This is a genomic window from Xanthomonas sp. NCPPB 2586 (assembly GCF_041475775.2).
GTDB lineage: Bacteria > Pseudomonadota > Gammaproteobacteria > Xanthomonadales > Xanthomonadaceae > Xanthomonas > Xanthomonas campestris.
In genome coordinates, this window is record NZ_CM192981.1 from 2897721 (window position 1) to 2922054 (window position 24334).

Here is a 24334-nt window from a genome sequence, read left to right on the forward strand (position 1 = left end):
GCATGGACATAGGACTCCGTGTCACCAGGTATCGGTTCGGAAGGGGGAAACGGGCAATTGCTCGCGATTGACCAGGTTGGCGTCGGCGGGGTTTTCGCTCCAGCCGTAGCGCACTGCCACCGGCGCGGCCACCGCATCGCTGCGCACGATCACCCGATCGCCAGCGATGCGCGCCTGCGCCGGATGGAACCGCTTGTCCGCACCGGCCACCGCAAAGCCCTGCAACGTACCGCCGCCGCGCACCTGCAAGGCACTGCCCTGCAGATCGAACTGCACGCTGGCCTGGCCATCGGCATAGCTGGCGCGGGCGAACACCGGCGCGCTGTACACCAGCGTTTCGCCGTAGGCCACATGCCGCGCAGCGAGCGCCAGGCGATGGCCCACGTCGCGCTTGTTGGTGGGGTGGATGTCGGTGGGGTTGCCGATGTCGATGATCACCGCCTGCCCGGTCGCCGGCAGCGCCAGCGTCTTGGACTGCGATTCGCGCAGCAGCGCCCACGGACTCAGATCGCCGGTGTCGCCGCCGGCCTTGAAGTTGGCCAGCTGCACCCACAGGAACGGCAACCGCTTGGCACCGCGCTCGGCGCGCCACTGCTGGATCATCGCGGCGAACTGGTCGCGGTATTTCACCGCACCGGTGTCAGTGGCGTTGGTTTCGCCCTGGTACCAGATCACGCCCTTGACCGGGAATGGCTGCAGCGGGTGGATCATCTGGTTGTAGAGCAGCGTGGGGAGCTGGTTCTTGTTGTCGGTGAGCGACACGCGCACCTGCGCCGGGCGGAATTTCCAGCCCGCCAGGGCGCGCTGGGTGCTGCCGATCTGCACGAAGCGCTGTTCGTCCGGGCCGTGCATGCCGCCACCGCCACTGAGGTCTTCCAGGCGCACCGCGACCTGGTTGACGCCGGCCCGCAGCGCCGCCGCCGGCACTGCATACACACGCGGCAGGTTCCACTGTTTCTCGGTCTGGCCCACCTGCTGGCCATTGACGTAGGTGATATCCGAATCGTCGATCTGGCCAACCCCCAGCTGCACGCCGGCTCTGGCTTCGGCGGCGGTCAGGGTAAAGGTGGTGCGGTACCAGGCAATGCCGTCCATTCCCTCATAGCCGCTGAGTTCCCACTGCTGGGTCACCGGGATGCTGTCCCAGTCGCGGTCATCGAATTCGGGCGTGCGCCACTGCGGGGTGTCGCCGTCCACCTTGGGCCAGCGCCCGATGCGCTTGCCGGTGGTGGCCTGGGCGGCCGCATCGCGCTGCTTGATCGCCTCGATCGCGCCCTGGTTTTGCTCGGCTTTCAGGCCCAGCGAGGCGGCGTCCATCCACGCCTCGATCGCGCTGCCGCCCCAGGTGCTGTCGACAATGCCGATCGGTACGCCGGTACTGGCGCGCACCTCTTTCGCAAAGAAATAGCCCACCGCCGAAAACGCACCGGCGTTCTCCGGCGTGGCCGCTTTCCAGTCGCCACCGGTGAGCTTGGCCTCCGGCTGCACCGACCACGACTTGGGCACCTTGAAGTGGCGCAGCTGCGCATCGTTGGCCGCTGCCACCGCCTGCGGGCCATCGCTGGCCTGGGCCAGTGGCCACTCCATGTTCGATTGCCCACTGGCCAGCCAGACATCGCCGACCAGCACATCGCGCACCTGCAGCGCGCCGCCGTCGCCACGCACGCTCAGCACGTACGGGCCACCGGCGGTGTGTGCGGGCAGGCGAACCTTCCACTGCCCCTGCGCGTCGGCCTTGGCGGTGGCCTGCTTGCCATCGAAACTCACCGTGATTGCGGCGCCGGGCGTGGCCCAGCCCCATACCGGCATCGCCTCATCGCGCTGCAGCACCGCGCCATCGGCAAACAGCAACGGCAGGCTCGGTTGCGCGGCGGCGCTGCCGCTGGCCAGCAACACACCCAGCAGGCAGGCGCGGGAAATGTGGGACGGGGTCATGCGGTGATCTCCAGGGTCGGCGGTGTCACGGCGCCCGCAGCGGCCAGGCCGGCGGCGCCGTACACGGTAAAGCAGCAGGACGTCGCGGACAGGCATGCACTGCTCATCTCGGATCGCCGTAGAAAATGCCGCGGCCGCCGGTGGCGAAGTACACACGCCCGGCAATGCGCGGATCACCGGTCACGCTGTACGGGCGCCCGAAGCGGTGCGCGTCATCGTTGATGCGCTGCCACTGCGCGCCGCCATCGTCGGAGCGGAACACGCCATCCACGCCCTGCACGCGCCCGGCCAGATACAGCGCCGGCGGCGCACCGGCACGCAGCGCCTTGCCGATGCCCAGCGAGCGCGCTTCGTCCGGCTGTGAGAGCACCTGCAGCGTGCCGTCCTGCCAGCGCATCACACCCTTGCCGGGGCTGGCCAGATACACCACGCCTGCGCGCCACGGGTCCGGACGCAGCTGCGGGCGGGTGCGTTCATCGCGCGCCGGGCTGCCCACCTGTACACCGGTCGCACGGAAACTGCGCGCGGCATCGGTGCTCTCATACAGCTGCCCGCTGGCGACATCCACCGCATACCAGCGCCGTGCGTCCACCCGGTCGGCCACCACCACCGCGGTGTCCGGCAGGCCGTCCACACGCTGCCACTGCGCGCCGAAGTCGGACGTGCGCCAATTGCCGCCGCGCTCCGGTGCCCACACCACCTGCGCCGCATCGGCACCAATGGCAATGCTGCCGGCGCCCTGCCCGGCTGGCGGCTCGCTTGCAAACGCCGCCCACTGCTTGCCGCCATCACGCGAATACAGCGCGCGGATTTCGTTGTTGCGGCGGGCGCGCACGGTACCGCTGCGCACCACCCACTGCGGCGCCTGGCCGGCGGCATCGATGCTTTCGCCATTGGTCAGCCGTGGGCCGGCGTACTGCAACTGCGCGCGGTCCAGCTCGTCATGCCGGAAGCCATCGATATCGCCGAGTGCGCTGAGCAGATGCGCGCCGGCCATCGGGCTGAGCAGGTCCAGCGGCACGGTTTCTTCCAGCCCACGGTCCTGGAACCACCACTGCAGCGGGCGCTGCGGTGCGGCGAAATCCTGCAGATTGCGCGAGGCCCAGATGCCGTAGCCGGTCACGAACAGCGCGTGGTTGCCGTCGAACGGATCGATTGCCAGCGCCCCCATCCAGTGCGGCGTGGCATGTGCGGTCCACGGCGCGGCGCTGTGATCGAACACCGCATCGGCCAACAACGGCGTCCAGTGCTTGCCACCATCCACGCTGCGATACAGCTCGTCGCGCGGCGTGCGACGGCGGAAGGTGCTGGCCAGCAGCACCTGCGGATGTTGCGGATCCACCGCCACCGCGCCCCAGCCGAATCCATCGCCACTGGCTGGCTGCGGAATCGGGCTGATCTCACGCCAGCGCCCCTGTGCCGGCGTGAATTTCCACAAGGCTCCCCCGGCCATCAGGTCCGGCCCGGGCTGGTCGCCATAGCTCAGATACCAGTGCCCATCGCTGCCGCCGGCCATGTGGCTCGGGCGCAGGCCGTGTGGTTGCCCGGCCACCGGTGCCCAACTGCGGCCGGCATCTTCGGACACATACAGGCTGGTCTGTTCGGTGGACACGCCCACGTAGATGCGCGGTGTTGGCGAGCCGTTGTTGCCACTGGCTGCGTCGAACACGACAAAGGCGATCCCCACCGCCTGCTCGCGCCCAACATGATTGCGTGCGATGGCACCGGCCAGCGCGGCGTCGGGAAACGACGCCACTTTCGCCCAGTGCGCGCCGCGATCGTCGCTACGCCACAGGCCGGCATCGCGCGAGCCCAGCAGCAGCACGCGGCCATCGTGCGGGTCCACCGCCAGCCGCTCGCCATTGGCGCGGCCCAGCTGGTTACCACCCAGCTTGAACGGCAGATCGGCGCGCTCGAACGTGCGGCCGCGGTTGAACGAGCGCAGCACTGCGGCAGTGCCGGCGCGTTCGTGCATATAGGTGCCGGCCGCCAGATACAGCGCATCGGCATCGGCGGGGTCGACGGCGAATGCGTCGATGCCCATCAGGTTCCAGTCGTCGGCGCCCAACCAGTCGGTCAGCGCGGTCCACTGCTGCGCCTGCGCATCCCAGCGGTACGCGCCACCCACATCGGTCCGCGCATAGGCCAGACCACGTTCGGCGGGATGAAACAACACACCGGTGACAAATCCGCCACCGCCAATGGCGACACTACGCCACTTGTAGGGCCCGGACGTGGCGGGCTCGGCCGCACGCACGCTGGGCGTCGAAAAGAGCAACAGCAGCAGGCTCAAGACAGCCAGCCATGCTCCTGTTGTGGTGGTGCGGCGCTTAGTAGGCGGATCGATCATTGCGATCATTCCTCCGGCTCCCCTCGCGATCGACGGCAACGCCGTCGATAGGAAAAACACCAGTCCAACGAGCTGCCTGCACAGCTCGCCGGACCGGCGACGCACTTCCTACGGCGCGTTCTACAGGTTGGCCCGCAACGTCAGGCCATACCGACGATCGTTGATCACAAAGTCGCGGTAGCGCGACTCGGTCCCCAGGTAGCTTTCGCGACGGGTATCGAGCAGATTCACGCCGTCCAGCGAAATCGACCACACATCATTGATGTTGAAACGCAGCGAGGCATCCAGCTGGCCGAAGCCCTTGTTGTAGACCGGCAGATTTTCAGTGCCGTTGCCCGCGGTGGTCACCAGCCAGTCGCTGCGCCAGTTGTAGGCCACACGGCCCTGGAAGCGCGCCGTTTCGTAGCTGAGGATCGCGTTGTAGCTGTTCTTGGACAGGCCTTCCAGCGGCACCGTCAGCGACTGGCCGTTGGTGTCGGTGGCCGTCGGGCTCGGCGCCTCGCTGTCGACATAGGTGTAGTTGGTCTGCAGGCCGAAGCCGCTCAGCCAGCCCGGCAGGAAGTCGAAGAACTGCGTGTAGCCCAGTTCCGCGCCGCGGATCTTGCCGACATCGCCGTTGACCGGACGGGTGATCTGCGCAGGCTGGCCATCGTAGATCTCATTGAAAACGGCATTTGCAATAAAGCCCTCTACTTTTTTGTAGAAAAGCGTGCCGTACATCATCGAGCCCTGGCCGAAGTACCACTCCAGCGCAGTGTCGAATTGATCAGCCTTCACCGGCTCCAATTCCGGATTACCTGCATTGCCCACCAAGGTGGAGCCGCCTGCGCCAGAGTTGGTGCCCAGGCTCAAATTTGGATTAAGGCGATCAAAGGTCGGGCGTGAGATACCGCGCGAGGCGGCAAAACGCCATTGCAACTGGTCGCTCAGCATCCAACGCAAGTTCAGACTCGGTAGCACATCCGTATAGGTCTGCTGCGCATCTACTGGAATCAGGCCGCCGCCCTCGCTATCGGTGCCGGTGCGTACACCAGTTGAACCGACTTCGGTGCGCACGACACGCACGCCGATGTTGCCATCAAACGGAATTGAGTCGCTGTCCACACCGAAGCGCAATACACCGTAGGCCGCGTAGGTCTTCTCGGTCTGAGCGTTAATATTGTTGGGTGCGAATACAAGCGGACTGGCGCCGAAGGTGGCAAGAGTCTGCTCATAGTTGGACACTGCCGAATTGGCTGCGGTCAACGTACGTCCAAAGGTGCTGCTTTCACCACGGAAAAAATCGGTAATTGGATTGGTCACGATACCAATGCTGGGAAACGCCGCGAATGGCGAGTCGGTCGCAGCACCGCATGCGGTGTTCAAACACATAAAGCGATAGATATTGCCCTTGGTCTCGGCATCGCGATCGGTGTAGCGCACACCGGCCTTGAAGCTGCGCACGAAGTCGCTGTCGAACGCCAGGTCCATGTCGGCGCGCCAGGCGAACTCAGTGCCCTTGTTGTCGTCCTTGTTATCCAGGTGGTAGCGCCAGCCGTCATAGTTGTTGACGTCGGCCAGATAGCCTTCCGCGCCGCTAGCATCGGTCACCGACAGGCGCGGCAGATCGCCACGAAAATCGACGTTGAACTGCGGGCTGGTGTCCTGCCCGGTCGCCACGATGTAGCGCGTGCCAGTGGTGGTGGCATCGACATACTGGAAGTCGGTGCTCAGGGTCAGCTTCTCGTTGACCGTCCACTTGGCGCCCAACGAGTAATCGGTGGTCACCGAATGACGCTCGGTCAGGCTGGTGTTGGATTCGGTCGGCACGTTCTGGAACGAGCCGTTGACGAACTCGTTGCGGTCGTTGACCTGGATACCGGGCAACCCTTGTATGGGATTTCGCTGCGTCAGTGCGAAGAACGAGTAATCCTGCCAGCTGAAGTCGTAGTCCGAACGCAGCACCTGCGTGTAGACCTCGACCGAATCGTTCGGACGCCATTGCATCGCAAACGCGCCGGTCTTGCGCTCGCGCTCACCGATGGTGGTGTTGATACCGGCACCGTGCGGCACCGACACGCCCTGGCCTTCGTAGCCCGGCAGGTCGGTCTGGGTGTACCACGGCTCGATCGAGATGGTGTCCTGACGGAACGGGCTCTTTTGCTGCGAGTAGTTCACCAGGATGCCGATCTCGCCGATGCCGGTCTGCCAGCGATCGCTGAACAGGCCCGAGAACGCCGGCTTGCCGTCGTCGGCCAGGTCGTAATAGTTGTACTGGACGCTGCCGGCGATCTTGCGGCCTTCGTAGTCGAACGGCAGGCGCGTACGCAGGTCGACGGTGCCGCCCAGGCCACCTTCGATCATGTCGGCCGACGGGTTCTTGTACACGTTGACGCCGCCGAGCAGTTCGGCCGACACGTCTTCGAAGCTCAGGCCACGGCCGTCATTGGCGGTGAAGATGTCACGGCCATTGAGCTCGGTGCGCACCTGGGTCAGGCCGCGAATGGCGATCGAGCTGCCTTCGCCGTAGTTGCGCGAAATCTGGATGCCGGAGATGCGCTGCAGCGCCTCGGCGACGTTGTTGTCGGGCAGCTTGCCGATGTCTTCGGCGACGATGGAGTCGACGATCTGCTCGGCGTTCTGCTTGACCAGCTGCGCCTTGGTGACGCTGCTGCGCGTGCCGGTGACCTGCACGGTGTCCAGCTGCTGGGTGGTCGCATCCGATGCCGGTGCGGCAGTGGTGGTCGCATCCTGCGCATAGGCCTGCGCGCTCAGCAGCGTGGCCACACTGATGGCCATCACGGAGCGGCGGAATTCACGGATCGAACGCTGACCCACAGCCCGGCCTGCCGGAATGTGGCGATGTTGCACTGACATGGTGCTCCCTCCCAGGACGCATGTACTGCTTATTTTTTGGCGGGCAGGTGCGCGAACGCCCTGCCCTGTCGTCGTTGCTGCCACATCCGGCCGCGGCAAGGGCCTTGGGCTGGTGGATGCGTGGTAATCCCAACAAGGCTTACCTAGCGGCTGCGGCGGGAGCATAGGGCGGGCCTGTCATGCCACACCAATGAAATATTCCTGGAAAGGTATTCAAAACGGCTATAGCAAGTCGGAGAAACCCGCTGTCTCTGGCATTGCGGCCTTCGCGCCGTGGCAGCGGGCGCGCGGGCCTGCAGCTGCAAGCCCGCGCACACTTGCCGCGTGACGCGGCGCACTACCAATTCATGCGCAGCACCAGCGAGTAGCGGCGGTCGTTGACGAACGAGGAGCGCGTGTACAGCCGCGGATCTACTTCGCCGCCCTCGTACGAGGTCGGCCCCATCAGCACCTTGGTCACGGTGTTGGTCAGGTTGTTGGCCTGCAGGCCCAGCTGCAGATGGTCGTTGAAGCGGTAGAAGAACGAGCCATCGAGCTGGCCGTAGTCATCGGCCCAGGTCGGCAGCCGGGTAGCCGCATCGCTGGTGGTCAGCAGGTAGCGCGAACGCCAGTTATAGGCCAGCCGCAGCGACAACGGGCCTTTCTCATAGATACCGGCCAGGTTGTAGCTGCGCCGCGACAAGCCTTCCAGCGGCAGTTCGACGCCACCGACGGTGACGTTGGTGAACGGGTCGATCGCAGTATTGGTGCCGCCCTGGCTGTCGACGAAGGTGAAGTTGGCATTGATGCCAAACCCGTTCAGCCAGCCCGGCAACTGGTCGAAGAACTGGGTGTAGCCCAGCTCGGCGCCGCGAATGGTTCCCTCGTCCATGTTGTAGGGGCGGGTGACCAGCCAGGCGCGGTTGTCGTAGATCTCGCTGCGGGTCTGGGTGGAGAAGTAATCCTTGACCTTCTTGTAGAACAGCGTGGCGTACAGCATGTCGCTGGTATCGAAGTACCACTCCAGCGCGGTATCGAACTGGTTGGCCACCATCGGCTTGAGGTTCGGGTTGCCGGCAGTGCCATCAAAATCAGTCGCCTGGCCGGCGTCGTTGGTCTCCACATTGAGCAACACGTATGGCTGCAACTGGGTGTAATCCGGGCGCGCCATTGCCTTGGAAGCGGCAAAGCGCCACTGCAAGGTATCGCTGAAGCGCAGGCGCAGGTTCAGGCTCGGCAACACGTTGGTGTAGCTGCCCTGGGCGTTGTTCTCGAAGTACTGCCCGGTGTAACGCGCCTGCAGTTCGGGCGAGACGTTGAGGCCGGCCAGATCCTGGAACTGGCCGAAGCCTTCGGCCTGGGTCTTGGTCTGCACCACACGCACGCCGACATTGCCGTCCACCGGAATGCCCCAGGCCTCGTCATTGCCGAAATACAGCGCCGCATACGCGGCCTGGGTGCGCTCGAACTGGCGATTGGTGTCCTGCGGTTGATAGGTGTCCGGCGCCCAGCCAGAGCCGCGCAACGCCACGATCTGCTGAATCATCTGCGAAGCGGAGCCGTAGTTGTTGACCAGGCTGCTGTTGGGCACCACCAGCGTGGTCGGCACATTCACCCCACCCCGGAAGAAGTTGGAAAAGGTGAACAGCGAGGACTGGTCGGTCATGAAGTCGGACATGTTCGCCAGACCGTTGCTGCTACCCGGAATGGCGGCCCAGTTATCGGAGATCACGCCCCAGTTGTAGCCGGAGTTCTTGTTGATCTGGTTGCGGTCGGTGGCACGCATGCCGAAGCGCGCAAAGCGCAACCAGCTGCTGTCATCGAAGGTGTATTCCAGATCCACGCGCGTGGACAGCTGACGCCCGCGGTTCTTGCCCAGGTGGTCCATCGCCGCCGCCCAGAAGTAATTGGACGGGTCCTGGGTGAACGCCGGGTTGGCGATCTGCACGCTGGGGTACCTTCCGGAGACATCGTAGGTCAGCCCCGGCAGATAGGTTGCGCTGAACACGGTGAAATCCAGCTGCTCGTTTTCCGACTGCACCAGCTGCATGTCGCCCTTGATCTGCAGGTTGTCGTTGAAGAAGTGGCTGAAGCCCACCGACAGATCGGTGGTGGTGGTGCTCTGCTCGGAATAGCGATTATTGGTATTGAAACGCACGCCGTCGCCGGTGAGCGCGCCACGCCACGAGCTGGACACCGGCGCGCCGCGCAGGAAGGCGCCGCGCTCGTCGTAGTCGAAGGTCGTTCCCGGTGCCGGGGTGATGCTGTTGTTGCTGTCGTTGAAGAACGCCGCGCGCTCCTGCCAGTTCATCTCATACCGTGAGCGCAGGAACTGGGCATAGATCTCGGTGGCATCGCTGGGCTTCCACTGGAAGGCCGCGGCAATGCCGTCGCGGGTGCGCTCGAAATCCAGCTGGCGCCAGTTCACCCCGCCCGGCACATAGACCTCGCTGCGGCCACTACCGGCCAGCACCGCGTCGTCGGTGCGGCGCACATAGGGCTCGACCTGGATGCCGTCCGAGCGCGTGGCCAGCTCCGAATGGGCGATGTCGATCATGAAGCCCATTTCGCCGATGCCGGTGTTCCAGCGGTCGCTGAACAGGAACGAGGCCGACGGCTTGTACTTCTTGCTCATGTCGCCGTAGTTGTAATCGACATTGCCGCCAACGATGCGGCCCGGATTATCGAACGGCATGCGCGTGCGCAGATTGACCGTGCCGCCCAGCCCGCCTTCGATAATCTCGGCCGAGGGGTTCTTGTACACGTCCACGCCGGCCATCAACTCGGCCGGCACGTCTTCAAAGCTCAGCCCGCGGCCGCTGGCGGCGCTGAACACGTCGCGCCCGTTGAGTTCACCGCGCACCTGGGTCAGGCCGCGAATCATCACGCCGCTGCCTTCCGCCGAAAAGTGGTCGGGATCGCTGCGTGCCATGAAGCGGTCGATGGTCACGCCGCTGACGCGCTGCAGGGTTTCGGTGACGCTGCGGTCGGGCAAGGCGCCGATATCTTCGGCGCTGACCGAATCCACGATCTGGCTGGCATCGCGCTTGATCACCTGGGACTTGATCAGGCTGGCGCGCACACCGCGCACTTCCACTGTGTCCAGGTCCACCGCGCTACCGCCAGCGTTGGTGAGTGGCGCCTGCTGAGCATAGGCCGGTGCCGCGAGCAGCACGCCGATGCTGATGGCCATGGCCGAGTGACGCAGGCGAACCAGACGACGCGCACGCGCGCCCGTGCCTGCCGAAGCATGGCTGGAAAATGTGTACATCCGAATCCCTCCCAGGACGCAAGACGACTGAAGACTGGTTGTCGCGACCAATGGGGTCGCGTGATCGATGGGACATGGGCACTGGGGCCCGGTTCCGCTTCCCACTACATGGCGGCTTGGCCGCCGATCACCTGCCCGACTTCACGTGCGCTTCAGCGTGTGATCTGACGCACAGGTATAGGCGCCCGGTCTAGCGCCAGCCAATGAAAAATTCACAGGCTGGTATGCTGAAAAGGAATGGAAATGGAAGAGCCTGCTTAGACAGGCGATTCCGGGCTGCGCAGGCCCGGATACAAGCGACGCGCGGTGCTGCGCAGGGCCTGCAAAATGCGCTCGGCGCCGGGTGGCAGGATGTAATCGCGCCGACGGATGATGCCGAACGACTCCATCCGCACGCCCAATTCGATCGGCAGCACGGTGAGCAACTTGGCCTGGATCAGCGGCGCCACCGATTCCACCGGCAACGCGGTCAGCATGTCGCTGCCGCGCAGCAACGTGGAGGTGACCGGCAGCGACGAGGTCTCGATCGCATTGGTCGGGGTCTGCACGCCGTGCTCCATGAACATCGAATCCAGTCGCGAGCGCAGCACGCTGTCGGCCGGCGGCAGGATCCAGCCGTGGCGGACCAGATCGGCGTGCTGCAGGTTGGCGCGGCTGGCCAGCGGGTGGCCGGCGCGGGCGATCACCGAATGCGGCTCGTCGGCCAACGGCTCGAATTCCAGCTCGCCCACCCCTTCCGGCCCCAGGATGCGGCCGATCACGATGTCCAGCTGCCCATCCAGCAGCTTGGCCACCAGCGGCCGGCTGTAGTCCATCTCCACCCGCACCAGGATGTCGGGGAACTCGCGTTTCACCTCGGCGATCGCCTGTGGCACCAGGTTGGTGCCCGGATTGACCACCGTGCCGATCGAGGCCTGGCCCATGCGGCCGGCGCGCAACGCGGCAATCTCTTCCTGCGCCCGGCCGATCTCCGACATTGCCGCGCGGGCGCGGCGGATCAGCACATGCCCGTACCAGGTGGGCTCCACGCCGCGCGCGTGGCGCTCGAACAGCTTCACCCCGAGCATGTCTTCCATTTCCGCCAGCAGTTTGGAGGCGGCCGGCTGGGTCATGCTGGCGGCCTCGGCCGCACGCAGGACCGAGCGCTGTTCGTGCAGATGCAACAACAACAACAGCTGGCGGGTCTTTAGCCGGGCTGCGTTGAACCAGGGAGTACCGGAATTTGCCATGGGGTGCCGTCGCGGACGTGTATTCGTCGGAGGAATAGAATATGCCGAAAATTTCATTTGCAGCACATATCTCCCCGCGCGAGGCTATCGAGCGCCGCAGCAGGAGCCCCTACCTCCCGGGCGCGGCCAGAACAGTCGTGGTTGCCCGCCAGATGGCGGCAACACGCGGATGCCATGACCGCCGAGGAGGAAGACGATGACGCCATCTTGCCGGCCAACCGCAGGCAGCCGGCCTGCGCCCGTGCTTGCGACAATTGCCGCGCCGGGCAGCCGTAGCGTGCGCCGTGCCGCCGCCTCCGTGCCCGGGTCTGCAACGCGCACCGCCTGCCCTGCCCGATCGCGCAGCCGCCCCCCTTCCCCCGACATCGAGGGCCGCCTGGCCGTCGATGGCTGTATTCCGCTCTAGTGCGAGTAACCCGATGACTGCATCCACCACCCCCGTGTTCAACCCGTTCGCCCTGCCGCTGGTCGCCATCCTGCGTGGCATCACCCCGGAAGACACGCTGGCGCATGTCGGTGCCTTGATCGACGCCGGATTCGACGCGATCGAGATCCCGCTCAACTCGCCACGCTGGGCCGAGAGCATTGCCCTGGCGCAGCAGCGCTACGGCGCGCGCGCCTGGATCGGCGCCGGCACCGTGCTGCGCAACGAAGACGTCGACACGCTGGCCGGGATCGGCGCGCGTTTCATCGTCACCCCCAATACCAAGCCTTCGCTGATCCGCCATGCGGTGTCGCGCGGGCTGACCGTGGTGGCCGGCTTTGCCACCGCCAGCGAAGCCTTCGATGCCATCGACGCCGGCGCGCAGATCCTCAAGCTGTTCCCCGCGGCCACCTATGGCGCGGCGCATGTGCGCGCCTTGCGCTCGGTGCTGCCGACCCACGTGCCGGTTTACGTGGTCGGCGGAGTGAGCCCGCAGACCCTGGCCGGCTTCATGGCGCAGGGCGCCGCCGGCGCCGGCATCGGCGGCGAACTGTACAAACCCGGCCAATCCCTCGAAACAACCCAGACGCATGCACGCGCCTTTGTGCAGGCTTACCAGGAACTGCAAGGATGAAGATCACCCGCCTCACCACCTACCACGCCGCACCGCGCTGGTTGTTCCTCAAGGTCGAAACCGACGAGGGCATCACCGGCTGGGGCGAGCCGGTCATCGAAGGCCGTGCGCGCAGCGTGGAAGCGGCCGTGCACGAGCTGGCCGGCTACGTGGTCGGCAAGGATCCGGCCCGCATCAATGACCTGTGGCAGACCATGTACCGCGCCGGCTTTTACCGAGGCGGCGCTATTTTGATGAGCGCCATCGCCGGCATCGACCAGGCGCTGTGGGACATCAAGGGCAAGGCGCTTGGCGTGCCGGTGTACGAGCTGCTGGGCGGGCTGGTGCGTGATCGCATGAAGACCTACCGCTGGGTCGGCGGCGACCGCCCGGGCGCAATCATCGCGCAGATCAACGATTACCGTGCGCTGGGCTTTGACACCTTCAAGTTCAACGGCACCGAAGAAATGAAGCTGATCGACAGCGCGCGTGCGGTCGATGCGGCAGTGGTCAAGGTGGCCGAAATCCGCGAGACCTTCGGCAATAGCATCGATTTCGGCATCGACTTCCACGGCCGCGTCGGCGCGCCGATGGCCAAGGCGCTGCTGCGCGAGCTCGAACCGTTCAAGCCGCTGTTCGTCGAAGAACCGGTGCTGGCCGAACAGGCCGAGTACTACCCGCGCCTGGCCGCGAGCACCTGCATTCCGTTGGCTGCCGGCGAGCGCATGTTCTCGCGCTTCGAGTTCAAGAACGTGCTGTGCGCCGGCGGCATCGGCATGGTGCAGCCGGACCTGTCGCATGCCGGTGGCATCACCGAGTGCGTCAAGATCGCCGCCATGGCCGAAGCCTACGATGTGGGCTTCGCACCACACTGCCCGCTCGGCCCGATCGCGCTGGCTGCCTGCCTGCACGTGGACTTCGTTTCGCACAATGCCGTGCTGCAGGAACAGAGCATCGGCATCCACTACAACGAAGGCGCCGACCTGCTCGATTACGTCATCAACAAAGAAGATTTTCACTGTGTGGATGGCAGCATTGCCGCACTGCCCAAGCCCGGGCTCGGTGTGGAGATCAACGAAGACATGCTCAAGCGCGCAAACGAAAATCCGCCGGACTGGCGCAACCCGGTGTGGCGTCACGCCGACGGCAGCATCGCCGAATGGTGAGCACCGCCGACTACACCGCCGTCCTGGCCGTCGACAGCCGCTGCACGCATGGCGAAGGCGTGCTGTGGTGCGAGCAGCGTGAAGCGCTGTATTGGGTGGACATCAGCGAAAAACGCCTGTGGCGGCATCATCCGGGCAGCGCGCAGACGCGCTTCTGGACACTGCCCGACCGCCCGGGCTGCATCGGCCTGATGGACGATGGCCGCCTGCTGATCGCGCTGGCCAAGGCCATCTGCATCGCCGACCCGGACAATGCCGACGGCGACACGCTGCCGCTCGACCATCTGGCCGATGTCGAAGCCGACAACCCGCTCACGCGCAGCAATGACGGCCGCGCCGATCGCCATGGCAACTTCGTGTTCGGCACCATGGACGAGCACGAAGACAAGGCCGGGCGCGGGGCGATGTACCAGTTCTCGCTGCGCCACGGGCTGCGTCGTCTGCCGTTGCCGGGCGTGTCCATTCCCAACTCGATCTGCTTCAGCCCGGATGGCCGCACGCTGTACTACTGCGATTCGGTGCGCCCGCAGATCCTGCGCTGCGATTACGACCCGGACACCGCGCAAACCAGCAACACGCGCGTGTTCACCACCCTGGATCGCGACGACGCCGAGCCGGATGGCTCCATCATCGACAACGCCGGCCACCTGTGGAACGCGCAATGGCGCGCCTGGCGCGTGGTGCGGTATCGCCCGGACGGCAGCGTGGAGCGCATCGTGCAGATGCCGGTCAAGCACCCCACCTGCAGTGCCTTCGGCGGTGCCGCACTGGACCGTCTGCACGTGATCAGCTCGCGCCTGGACCATAGCGATGCCGAGCTGGCACAGACCCCGCAGGCCGGCGGCCTGTACCTCTGCGACCTGCCGGTGCGCGGCCTGCCCGAAAGCCGGGTGACCAGCGCATGATCGCGATTGATTGGGGCACCAGCAGCCTGCGCGGTTATCTGCTCGGGCCCGATGGCCAGGTGCGCGACCACCGCCGCGGCGCCGACGGCATCCTGGCCTGCCAGGGCCGCTTCAACGCGGTGCTGGAAGCGCTGATCACCGGCTGGGACGGCCCGGTACTGCTGTCGGGCATGATCGGCAGCCGCAATGGCTGGGTGGAACAGGCCTACCTGCCCTGCCCGGCCGACACCGCGGCGCTGGCCCAGGCAATGCAGCGCTACGACGACCTGCTCCCCGGCCGCACGCTGTGGTTCGTGCCCGGCGTCAGCGTCGGCGAACGCGACGGCACCCCGGATGTGATGCGCGGCGAAGAAACCCAATTGGTGGGCCTGCTCGCCGCGCTTGGCGACGGCGAACACATCGCCTGCCTGCCCGGCACCCACAGCAAATGGGCCCGCCTGGCGCACGGCCAGCTCACCGACTTTGCCACCGTCATGACCGGCGAGCTGTATGCCCTGCTCCGCCAGCACAGCATCCTGGGCAAGCTGATGCAGGACGACGGCGGCAGCCTGGATGAGGGCGCCTTCCTGCAGGGGGTGACGCGCAGCGCCGAGCCCGGCGGGCTGAGCCATCACCTGTTCGGCACCCGCACCTTGGGGCTGTTCGAGCGCCTGCCCGCTCAGGCACTGCCGTCCTACCTCTCGGGCCTGCTGATTGGCCACGAACTGCGCGACCACCGCGGCGACCACCGCGCAGTGCACCTGGTCGGCAGCCCCGCCCTGGCCCAGCGCTACGCCCTGGCGTTACAGCACCTGGACGTGACTTGCCAGCTGCACCCGGAAGACCTCGCCGCCGCCGGCCTGTTCGCGCTCGCCCAACAGCGCGGCCTCGCCTGACCTGGGCAACGCCTTCTCGCAGTGAGGCGAGAAGGCACCGGCCGCGGGCCACCAGCGCGCGTTCGTCCTAATGCCCGCGCCCCGAGCGCCGGCCAAGCGCGAGGCGGCAGCACCGCCAACCGCCCCCGCACTGCCAAATCACTGCAAGATCACGCCTCACCCGCACACCCACCACGCGACTGCTTTAGAATTGCGCGGCTTAACGCCGGAAGTTGCCATGCCTTTTGTTGTCACCGAAAACTGCATCAAGTGCAAATACACCGACTGCGTCGAAGTCTGTCCGGTGGATTGCTTCCACGCAGGCCCGAACTTTCTGGTCATCGACCCGGATGAGTGCATCGATTGCACCCTGTGCGAGCCCGAATGCCCGGCCAACGCGATCTATCCCGAAGACGACGTGCCGGCGGGACAGGAAGCCTTCGTTGCCCTCAACGCCGAGCTGGCCAAGGCCTGGCCGGTGCTGACAGTGCGCCAGGAGCCGCTTCCCGACGCCGCCGAGTGGGACGGCAAGCCGGACAAATTGCCGCTGCTGCAGCGCTGATCCGCCGCGCCGCCGGCCGCAAATACAGAACGGGCGCCCTGGGCGCCCGTTTTGCTGTCTGCACTGCCAACCGGCCTCAGCCGCCCAGCTTGCCCTTCAGCGAGGCGATCAACGCCACCGGCGCCGCCGCAGTGGCAGGCATGCCGCGCGGATCAACCGCCGAGACGTAACTACCGGCTTCGACCTTGACCACACGCACCAGGAAGCTGGCGCCCTCGTAGGTGACGTCGTAGGAGCCCAGCATCTGCGCCTTGCTGGCGATGGTCAGGCCCGGGATATCGGCCAGCGCGTCGCCCACCTTGGCAAACACCGCATCGCGCTCGCCGGGCACGGTAAAGCCGCTGTTGGCGCTGGCCGACGGCGGGGTATTGGCGTTCTGCTGGGTGGTGGACGCCAGCGTCGGCACCTTCATGGCACCGGAGGTGTCGGGCAGGTTCAGATCCGGCGGCACTTCCAGCGGACGTGCCTCCGGGGCCAGCGCATAGTCGCCGCGCGCGCCCTTGTGGAACCAGCTGCAGCCGCTCGTGGCGGCGACGGTGGCGGTCGCCAGCAACGCGAGCGAGAGCACGCGGACGGGGGAAACGGAATGACGCATCGATAGATCTCCTGGGTCAGGCCGCGAGCATTTCGCGGCTGGAAAGCGCTTCCAACGCAATTGCGTTGGCGGCAAGGCGGTCGGCGGCCGGCTGATGGGCCGCGGAAAGTGGCAGCAACGGCAAGCGCAGGCCGTGGCCGATCCCGGCGCGCTGCAGCAGCGCCTTGACGGGGATGGGATTGGATTCGACGCCGCAGAAGCTGTGGTACTCGCTCAGACGCGTGTCCCAGGCGTTGGCGGCCTCGTGCTGGCCGGTGCGGGCCAGATCGCAGAGCCGGCGGTAGGCCGACGGCAGCGCGTTGGACGCCACCGACACCAGGCCGTCGGCGCCGGCCAGCATTGACTGGGCGGCGCTGCCGTCGTCACCGCTGAGCACCACGAAGCTGTCGCTGCGCATGGCCACCAGCGCGGCAACCCGCTCCGGTTCGCTGCGCGCTTCCTTGATGCCGACGATGTTCGGGTGGCTCACCAGCGCGGCGACCGTTTCCGGCAGCAGGTCGCAGCCGGTACGGCCCGGCACGTTGTACAGCAACACCGGCAGGCCGCCGTTGTCGGCAACCGCCTGGAAGTGCGCCAGCAGGCCGGCCTGGGTGGGCCGCACGTAAGGCGGCGTCACCACCAGCGCGTACTGCGCGCCCAGCGTGGCGGCACGGCGGGTCTGCGCGATGGTTTTTGCGGTACCGGAGAGCCCGGTGCCAGCCAGTACCGGCACACGACCGGCCACCTGTGCCACGGCCGCACGCACTAGCGTGTCGTACTCGTCGTCGCTCAGTGCCGCCGCTTCGCCGGTCGAGCCGGCAACCACGATTCCCTGGACACCGCCGTGCAACTGCTGCTCCAGCAGCCGCCGCCAGGCATCCAGGTCGAGTGCGCCGTCCGGCCCGAAAGGGGTCGCCAGCGCGGTGATGATGCCGGAAAGGGACAAGATTCTGCTGCTCTTACGTGACAGGAAAGGCCCGCGCGCACGCGGGTTGTGGCCGCCTGCATGTTACTTGCGGCGCGAAAGCACGGGCAAGTATGCTGGTCACCGCCAGGGCGCCTGCCCGGGCGGCCATTCAGCCTGATGCAATGCCGGAAGCCCCTTTGACTGACTCGACTCCCCGGCCTTCGCCGACCGAAAATCACCTCCTGATCAACGCCTACACGACGCATCCGGAGTCCCCCCTGTTGCCCGTCACCCGCCGCATCGCCGACAGCGGCTGCAATCTCGTGGACGCCCGCCTGGCCACCGTGGGGCGCGATGTCTCGGTCACCGCGCTGGCCACCGGCTCCTGGGACTCGGTTGCCAAGCTCGAAGCCATGCTGACGCGGCTCGAACGCGAAGAAGGCCTGAAGCTGGTGTGGTACCGCACCGGCCCCAAGCAGGCGCAATCCAATCTGCTGCCGTACATCGTCGAGGTGATCGCCGCCGACAAGCCCGGCATCCTGTTCCAGCTTGCCGATTTCTTCGACCGCCAGGGCATCACCATCGAGAACCTGCAGAGCACCCGTTACCGCGCGATGCAGACCGGTGCGGAGATGTTCTCTGCGCAGGTGACCATCGGCGTGCCGGCCAACATGCACATCGCTGCCTTGCGCGATGATTTCCTGGAATTCTGTGATCACCTCAATCTCGACGCGATCATGGACCCGATGAAGTTTTAAGACAGGAGTTCGCATGGCCATCGCGATGTCCGCGCTGAAACAGATGTTCGACCACATCCGCTCGGAAACCGACTGGAACCTGGACGGCCCGTTGCGCTGGGAATACTTCTTTGCCGATCCGGCGCAGCAACCGCTGCAGCAGCTGGCCGAGCAACTGACCAAGGACGGCTACCGCGTCATCGATATCTTTCTCGGCGAACGCGATGAGGACGATGGTGACGACGAAGAGTCGTACTTCCTGCATGTGGACAAACTGGAACACCACACCCTGGAAACGCTGAATCAGCGCAATGCCGCGTTCGATGCACTCGCCAAACGTTTCCATGTGGCTGCTTATGATGGGATGGACGTCGGGCCGGCCTGATCGGCACCGACCGCCTCTCCCCTTCAGGCTGAGCAACGATGACCGACGCTGTACTGGAACTGCCCGCTGCAACCTTCGATCTGCCGCTGTCGCTGTCCGGCGGCACCCAGACCACCTTGCGTGCCCATGCCGGCCACTGGCTGGTGATCTACTTCTACCCCAAGGACAGCACGCCCGGCTGCACCACCGAAGGCCTGGACTTCAACGCGCTGCTGCCGGAATTCGACAAGGCCGGCGCCAAGATCCTGGGCGTCTCGCGCGATTCGGTGAAGTCGCACGACAACTTCTGCGCCAAGCAGGGGTTTGCATTTCCGCTGGTCAGCGATGGCGATGAAGCACTGTGCCGCGCCTTCGACGTGATCAAGGAAAAGAACATGTACGGCAAGCAGGTGCTCGGCATCGAGCGCAGCACCTTCCTGCTGTCGCCCGAGGGGCAGGTCGTGCAGGCCTGGCGCAAGGTCAAGGTCGCCGGCCATGCCGATGCGGTGCTGGCCGCGTTGAAGGCGCACGCCAAACAGTGAGTCCCCTCGTTTCCCGCGTCCTCCATCACCCTGCCTGCGCAGGCGCGATGGCTCGCCCCTGCTCCATCACTTGGAAGACCCAATGACCCGAGGCAAGCGCATCTACGTGCTGGACACCAACGTGCTGATGCACGATCCCACCGCGCTGTTCAAATTCGAAGAACACGATGTCTTCCTGCCGATGCAGGTGATCGAAGAACTCGACAACGCCAAGAAGGGCACCTCCGAAGTCAGCCGCAACGCGCGCCAGGTCAGCCGCTTCCTGGACGAATTGCTGGAAAACACCAACGCCGAGCAGATCCAGGCCGGCATCCTGCTGAGTCATCCGCAGGGCATCCAGCTCAAGGGCCAGGCCGCGATCGGGCGGCTGTATTTCCAGATCCACCCGATCGAGCCGGGCCGCACCTTCGGCGCGATGCTGCCCGACAACAAGATCCTCGCCTCGGTGCTGGCGCTGCGCGAAGAGAACCCCGATGTGCCGGTGATCCTGGTGTCCAAGGACATCAACCTGCGCATCAAGGCCTACATCAGCGGCCTGGTTGCCGAGGACTACCAGAACGATCGCGCGCTGGACGATTTCAGCCTGCTGTTCACCGGCGCGATCGAGTTGCCGGAAGACTTCTGGCAAAAACACAACGAAGACCTGCGCAGCTGGAACGAGCGCGGACGCACCCATTACGAGATCGTGCTGGCCGACGACGAAGACTGGTATCCCAATCAGTATCTGTATCTGCCGGGCGAAGACGAAGTGGAACTGCGCGTGGCCAAGGTCGGCGGCGGCAAGGCCACACTGTGCCTGGTGGATGATTTCCGCCATACCCAGCATGCGGTCTGGGGCATTGCCGCGCGCAACCGCGAGCAGAACTTTGCACTCAATGCGCTGATGGACCCGGAGATCGATTTCGTCACCCTGCTCGGCACCGCCGGCACCGGCAAGACGCTGCTCGCGCTGGCCGCGGGCCTGGCGCAGACGATGGACCAGCAGCGTTACCGCGAGATCATCATGACCCGCGCGACGGTGAGCGTGGGCGAAGACATCGGCTTCCTGCCCGGCACCGAAGAAGAAAAGATGACCCCGTGGATGGGTGCGCTCACCGACAATCTGGAAGTGCTCACCCACAACCAGGACGGCGGCTCATGGGGCCGCGCAGCCACCAATGACCTGCTCGCCAGCCGCATCAAGATCCGCTCGATGAACTTCATGCGCGGGCGCACGTTCCTGTCGCGTTATCTGATCCTGGATGAAGCGCAAAACCTCACGCCCAAGCAGATGAAGACGCTGATCACCCGTGCCGGCCCCGGCACCAAGATCGTGTGCCTGGGCAATGTCGAACAGATCGACACGCCCTACCTCACCGAAACCACCTCGGGCCTCACCTACGCGGTGGATCGCTTCAAGGCCTGGCCGCATAGCGCGCACATCACGCTGCGGCGCGGCGAGCGTTCGCGGCTGGCCGACTTCGCTTCGGAGGTGCTGTGATGCCCACGCTGCGCAGCGCTGCGGCGCTGACGTTGCTCACCCTGGCTGGCTGCGCAACCACGCAGCCGGCCAGCGTGCCGACCAACCTGAAAAGCGGCCAGTCGTGGGTGATCACGCGGCAGACCATCGCCGATCAGGTGCTGGACACCTGCTCGCGCGACAGCCCGGCACGCCAACCGGGCAGGATCACCGGCTACTGGGCGCCGACGCATCAGCAGATCGAACTACTCGAATCACGCCAGGACGCACTCACCCCCACCATCGCCGAGCCGCGCGACTTCGACCGGCAATACGTGGGCGTGGTCGTCGATGGGCGTGAGCTGATCTACATCAACGCGTTCAAGCTGCCCGACAGCCCATCACTGAAACCGGCCACGACCGCAGTGGGTGCCTGTGATGGCGGCGCTGCCTTCTGGGGCGCGTTGTACGACCCGCAAACTGGCGCGTTCTCGGAAATCGCCATCAACGGCGGCGCCTGATCGACCACGACCCAAGGCGTTAAAGGGAGTCTGCACAGCCGCGCCGCGGCAGTGCAGAATCGCCACATGACCACGCCCAGCACGCTGTCCGCATTGACCATCGCCGGTTCGGATTCCGGCGGTGGTGCCGGCATCCAGGCCGACCTGAAGACCTTCGCCGCGCATCGCGTGCACGGCCTGTCCGCCATTACCGCACTGACCGCGCAACACACCCGTGGTGTCACCGCCGTGCATGTGCCGCCGCTGGCATTCCTGCGCGCCCAGATCGATGCCTGCTTTGCCGATTTCCAGATCCAGGCGGTCAAGCTCGGCATGCTGGCCAACGCCGAGGTCATCCACTGCGTGGCCGACCTGCTCGAACAGTACCGCCCGCCATTCGTGGTGCTCGACCCGGTGATGGTGGCCACCAGCGGTGCGCGTTTGCTCGAAGACGCCGCGTTGGACGCACTGCGCACTCGCCTGTTGCCGCTGGCGAACTTGATCACGCCCAATACGCCCGAGGCCGAATTACTCACCGGCCGCCGTATCGACACCCCCGATGCCGCCGACCATGCAACCGCCGCCTTGCTGGAGCTGGGCGCCAACGCCGTGTTGCTCAAGGGCGGGCATTTGCGCGAAGGCACGCGCGTGATCGATCGGTTCGACGACGGCGTTGCGCAGGAGATCTTCATACATCCGCGCCTGGAACTGGACACACACGGCACCGGCTGCACCCTCTCTGCCGCCATTGCCGCGCAGTTGTGTCAGGGCCTGTCGTTGCTCAACGCCTGCGAGGCCGCGATCGATTATGTGGCCCGTGCAATTGCCAATGGCCAGCGTCCGGGCCAGAGCGATGTGGTGGTGCTGGATCACTTTGGTGCCGCGCCGCACGCATGGGATTGATCAACGCCGCACACACGGCCATCGCGGCGGATGGGCACGGCTGGCAGCTGCTGCACTACGCGCCTGCGCAGCCGATCGCCAGCCTGTTGTGGTTACCTGCATTGGGCGTGGCGGCCCGGCACTACGCGCCATTCGCGCAGGCATTGGCCGAGCGCGGCATTGCGGTCTTCGTGCACGAATGGCGTGGCAACGGCAGCAGCACCTTGCGTGCATCGCGTCACCACGATTGGGGGTTTCGCACCCTGCTTGAACATGATCTGCCGGCCAGCCAGGCCATTGTCGCTGCGCAGTCACCGCCGCTGCCGCGGCTGCTGGGCGGCCACAGCCTGGGTGGGCAACTGGCCTGCTGCCATGCCGCGTTGCATCCGGGCAATGCGGCGCGCCTGTGGCTGGTCGCCAGCGGCTCGCCGTACTGGCGCAACTTTCCGTCACCGCTGCGTTATGGGCTGCCGTTGGCGTACCGGTTCCTGCCATGGCTGGCACGTGTGCAAGGCGTGCTGCACGGGCGGCGGCTCGGCTTTGCGGGGACCGAAGCGCGCAGCCTGATCGCCGACTGGGCGCGCGTCGGCCGCAGCAATCGCTACCGCGCTGCGGGCGCACCGTGGGATCTGGAGCAGGCACTGGCCAGTGTCACCTGCCCGGTCGACGGTGTGGTGTTCGCACGCGACCGCTTCGGCCCCGCTACAGCGCTGCACGCGCTTTGCGCCAAGATGCCGCAGGCGCCCACGACGCTGCGCCTGCTCGACGACGCAGCGCTGGGCATGCGCAGCGACCATTTCGCGTGGATGCGCGCACCCATCGCGGTCGCCGCTGCGTTACGCACGTCGCTGCACGATCGATAGCGCCACGGGATCGTCACAAAGGGATTGACGCACGCGTCAGGCATCCGCATAATTCCGCTCCTGACGAGGCGCCCGTAGCTCAGTTGGATAGAGTACCTGGCTACGAACCAGGCGGTCGGGAGTTCGAATCTCTCCGGGCGCACCATCTTCAGAACAACATAAGACAGCCTTCAACCGCTGTCTTTTTAGTTACAAAGGTTCGATCGCATTGCGGCGGATCTGCACCACTCAAACAAGACATGCGCCCGTAGCTCAGTTGGATAGAGTATCTGGCTACGAACCAGGCGGTCGGGAGTTCGAATCTCTCCGGGCGCACCATTCTTGGAAAAACGACCAGCTTGCTGGTCGTTTTTTTTTGCCCATCAGATCCAGCGGACCGTGCGTCAGGCCAGTGCGCCCGCTTCGCCGGTCGGCGCAAGCATGGCCAATGGCACCAGTGACACCACCGGATGCCCCGCATCGCGCCAGGCATCCAGCCCACCCAGTAGCGGACGCACATCGCGATACCCGCGCTCGCGCAAGCGCCCAGCCAACCAGGCGGAGGACACTTCATCCGGGCAGGCGCAATAGATCACCACGCTGCGATCGCGCGGCACCGTTGCCAGAATCTGCGCCAGCTCGCGCTCATCGGCAAACACCGCACCGGGAATCGTGTACGGCTGCAGATCGCGAAAGCCCTGCGCGCGGATATCCAGCACCGCCGGCCGCATCGCTTCGTCGGCGGCGAGCATCGGCACCAGTTCTTCGACCGCAATGCGCGCGGTCTCCAGCGAGCGCAGCAGCGTATGGCGGCGCCACCAGCGCCAGCCGACATAACCGGCCAACAGCAACGCCACCACCAGCACGGCGCCCGAGCCCAGCGTGGAGAGAAAGTGCAGCACGTCCTGCACCTGATCGGCGAACAGCGCGCCCAACCCAAGCCCCACCGCTGCCCACAGCAACGCGCCAAACGCGTCGTAGCGCAGGAATGCTCCTGGCCGCACCTGCATCGCGCCCGCCATCGGCACCGATACCATCGACAGGCCAGGCACGAACTTGGCCACCGCCAGCACGCGTACGCCCCAGCGCCCGAAAAAACGCTCGGTCTTCTTCATGCAGGTATCGCGCGACAGCGACAGCCGGCACAGCGACTGCAAGGTGCGATTGCCGAAACGGCGCCCGGCCAGATACCAGACCAGATCGCCCAGCACGCTGGCGAATACCGAAACAGCGAGCGCTGCCAGCGCGGCACTCCACGCGGCGCTGCCGCCATGCAAGGCATAGCCGGCGCCCACCAGCACCAGGGTCGGCATGGCCGGCACCGGCAGACCGAGCGACAACGCCAGCACGTTGGCGAACACCAGCGCCAATCCGTACTGTTCGATCAAGCCTTGCATGCGGCAC

At 65.7% G+C, this 24334-nt stretch carries 20 protein-coding genes and 2 tRNA genes; 14 read left to right on the plus strand and 8 right to left on the minus strand.

Annotated elements, in window-relative coordinates; all coding sequences use genetic code 11:
* Positions 1–21: 21 nt before the first annotated feature.
* From ACCQ09_RS12370 to ACCQ09_RS12390, 5 genes are all read right to left on the minus strand, one after another.
* Positions 22–1935: a sialate O-acetylesterase gene (locus ACCQ09_RS12370; protein ID WP_228427890.1), complete on the minus strand. Its 1914-nt coding sequence runs from the start codon at positions 1933–1935 to the stop codon at positions 22–24.
* Between the two features lie 103 nt (positions 1936–2038).
* The gene (locus ACCQ09_RS12375) at positions 2039–4294 is read right to left on the minus strand and encodes a sialidase family protein (RefSeq protein WP_040941417.1); all 2256 of its coding nucleotides are present in this window, start codon (positions 4292–4294) and stop codon (positions 2039–2041) included.
* 111 nt (positions 4295–4405) lie between these two features.
* The gene (locus ACCQ09_RS12380) at positions 4406–7141 is read right to left on the minus strand and encodes a TonB-dependent receptor (RefSeq protein ID WP_040941418.1); all 2736 of its coding nucleotides are present in this window, start codon (positions 7139–7141) and stop codon (positions 4406–4408) included.
* Between the two features lie 337 nt (positions 7142–7478).
* Positions 7479–10391 (minus strand): TonB-dependent receptor, encoded by a 2913-nt coding sequence (locus tag ACCQ09_RS12385; RefSeq protein WP_040941419.1) that lies wholly within the window; start codon positions 10389–10391, stop codon positions 7479–7481.
* A 257-nt stretch (positions 10392–10648) separates the two neighbouring features.
* Positions 10649–11620 (minus strand): LysR family transcriptional regulator, encoded by a 972-nt coding sequence (locus tag ACCQ09_RS12390; protein ID WP_014507511.1) that lies wholly within the window; start codon positions 11618–11620, stop codon positions 10649–10651.
* A gap of 419 nt (positions 11621–12039) precedes the next feature.
* Here ACCQ09_RS12390 and ACCQ09_RS12395 point away from each other — a divergent pair, with 419 nt between their 5' ends.
* The 5 genes from ACCQ09_RS12395 to fdxA all read left to right on the plus strand — a co-directional run bounded on the left by ACCQ09_RS12395 (position 12040) and on the right by fdxA (position 16144).
* Positions 12040–12678 (plus strand): 2-dehydro-3-deoxy-6-phosphogalactonate aldolase, encoded by a 639-nt coding sequence (locus tag ACCQ09_RS12395; RefSeq protein ID WP_011036921.1) that lies wholly within the window; start codon positions 12040–12042, stop codon positions 12676–12678.
* On the plus strand, positions 12675–13823 hold the full coding sequence (gene dgoD / locus ACCQ09_RS12400; RefSeq protein WP_011036920.1) for a galactonate dehydratase: 1149 nt from the start codon (positions 12675–12677) through the stop codon (positions 13821–13823). Before ACCQ09_RS12395 ends, dgoD begins: the two co-directional genes overlap by 4 nt.
* Positions 13817–14728 (plus strand): SMP-30/gluconolactonase/LRE family protein, encoded by a 912-nt coding sequence (locus ACCQ09_RS12405; RefSeq protein WP_011036919.1) that lies wholly within the window; start codon positions 13817–13819, stop codon positions 14726–14728. The genes dgoD and ACCQ09_RS12405 overlap by 7 nt, the downstream gene beginning before the upstream one ends.
* The gene (locus tag ACCQ09_RS12410; RefSeq protein WP_040941420.1) at positions 14725–15603 is read left to right on the plus strand and encodes a 2-dehydro-3-deoxygalactonokinase; all 879 of its coding nucleotides are present in this window, start codon (positions 14725–14727) and stop codon (positions 15601–15603) included. Before ACCQ09_RS12405 ends, ACCQ09_RS12410 begins: the two co-directional genes overlap by 4 nt.
* Before the next feature lie 217 nt (positions 15604–15820).
* Positions 15821–16144, plus strand: a complete 324-nt coding sequence (gene fdxA / locus ACCQ09_RS12415; RefSeq protein WP_011036917.1) for a ferredoxin FdxA — start codon at positions 15821–15823, stop codon at positions 16142–16144.
* Positions 16145–16220: 76 nt separating this feature from the next.
* Here the strand turns inward: fdxA and ACCQ09_RS12420 are convergent, their stop codons facing one another.
* Positions 16221–16739: a hypothetical protein gene (locus ACCQ09_RS12420; RefSeq protein ID WP_012438549.1), complete on the minus strand. Its 519-nt coding sequence runs from the start codon at positions 16737–16739 to the stop codon at positions 16221–16223.
* Positions 16740–16755: 16 nt separating this feature from the next.
* Positions 16756–17664, minus strand: coding sequence for a 4-hydroxy-tetrahydrodipicolinate synthase (gene dapA, locus ACCQ09_RS12425; RefSeq protein ID WP_228427889.1), 909 nt, complete (start codon positions 17662–17664; stop codon positions 16756–16758).
* 92 nt (positions 17665–17756) lie between these two features.
* On the opposite strand from dapA, the gene ACCQ09_RS12430 reads away from it, so the two are divergent.
* From ACCQ09_RS12430 to ACCQ09_RS12470, 9 genes are all read left to right on the plus strand, one after another.
* Positions 17757–18383, plus strand: a complete 627-nt coding sequence (locus tag ACCQ09_RS12430; protein WP_011036914.1) for a glycine cleavage system transcriptional repressor — start codon at positions 17757–17759, stop codon at positions 18381–18383.
* 13 nt (positions 18384–18396) lie between these two features.
* Entirely contained in the window at positions 18397–18747 is a 351-nt protein-coding gene (locus ACCQ09_RS12435) for a ribonuclease E inhibitor RraB (protein WP_016945239.1), read from the plus strand.
* A gap of 38 nt (positions 18748–18785) precedes the next feature.
* Positions 18786–19268 (plus strand): peroxiredoxin, encoded by a 483-nt coding sequence (locus tag ACCQ09_RS12440; RefSeq protein ID WP_011036912.1) that lies wholly within the window; start codon positions 18786–18788, stop codon positions 19266–19268.
* A gap of 82 nt (positions 19269–19350) precedes the next feature.
* Positions 19351–20748 carry a PhoH family protein gene (locus ACCQ09_RS12445; protein WP_011036911.1) on the plus strand — a complete coding sequence of 466 codons (1398 nt, stop codon included), beginning with the start codon at positions 19351–19353 and terminating at the stop codon, positions 20746–20748.
* A complete protein-coding gene (locus ACCQ09_RS12450; protein WP_040941422.1) occupies positions 20748–21227 on the plus strand; it encodes a hypothetical protein in 480 nt (159 codons plus the stop codon). The genes ACCQ09_RS12445 and ACCQ09_RS12450 overlap by 1 nt, the downstream gene beginning before the upstream one ends.
* Positions 21228–21293: 66 nt before the next feature.
* On the plus strand, positions 21294–22109 hold the full coding sequence (gene thiD / locus ACCQ09_RS12455) for a bifunctional hydroxymethylpyrimidine kinase/phosphomethylpyrimidine kinase (RefSeq protein ID WP_040941423.1): 816 nt from the start codon (positions 21294–21296) through the stop codon (positions 22107–22109).
* The gene (locus tag ACCQ09_RS12460; protein ID WP_011036908.1) at positions 22100–22951 is read left to right on the plus strand and encodes an alpha/beta hydrolase family protein; all 852 of its coding nucleotides are present in this window, start codon (positions 22100–22102) and stop codon (positions 22949–22951) included. Before thiD ends, ACCQ09_RS12460 begins: the two co-directional genes overlap by 10 nt.
* Positions 22952–23019: 68 nt before the next feature.
* A tRNA-Arg gene (locus tag ACCQ09_RS12465) sits at positions 23020–23096 on the plus strand.
* Between the two features lie 96 nt (positions 23097–23192).
* A tRNA-Arg gene (locus tag ACCQ09_RS12470) sits at positions 23193–23269 on the plus strand.
* Positions 23270–23334: 65 nt separating this feature from the next.
* On the opposite strand, the gene ACCQ09_RS12475 is transcribed toward ACCQ09_RS12470, so the two are convergent.
* The gene (locus ACCQ09_RS12475; protein ID WP_040941424.1) at positions 23335–24327 is read right to left on the minus strand and encodes a DedA family protein/thiosulfate sulfurtransferase GlpE; all 993 of its coding nucleotides are present in this window, start codon (positions 24325–24327) and stop codon (positions 23335–23337) included.
* Positions 24328–24334 lie beyond the last annotated feature (7 nt).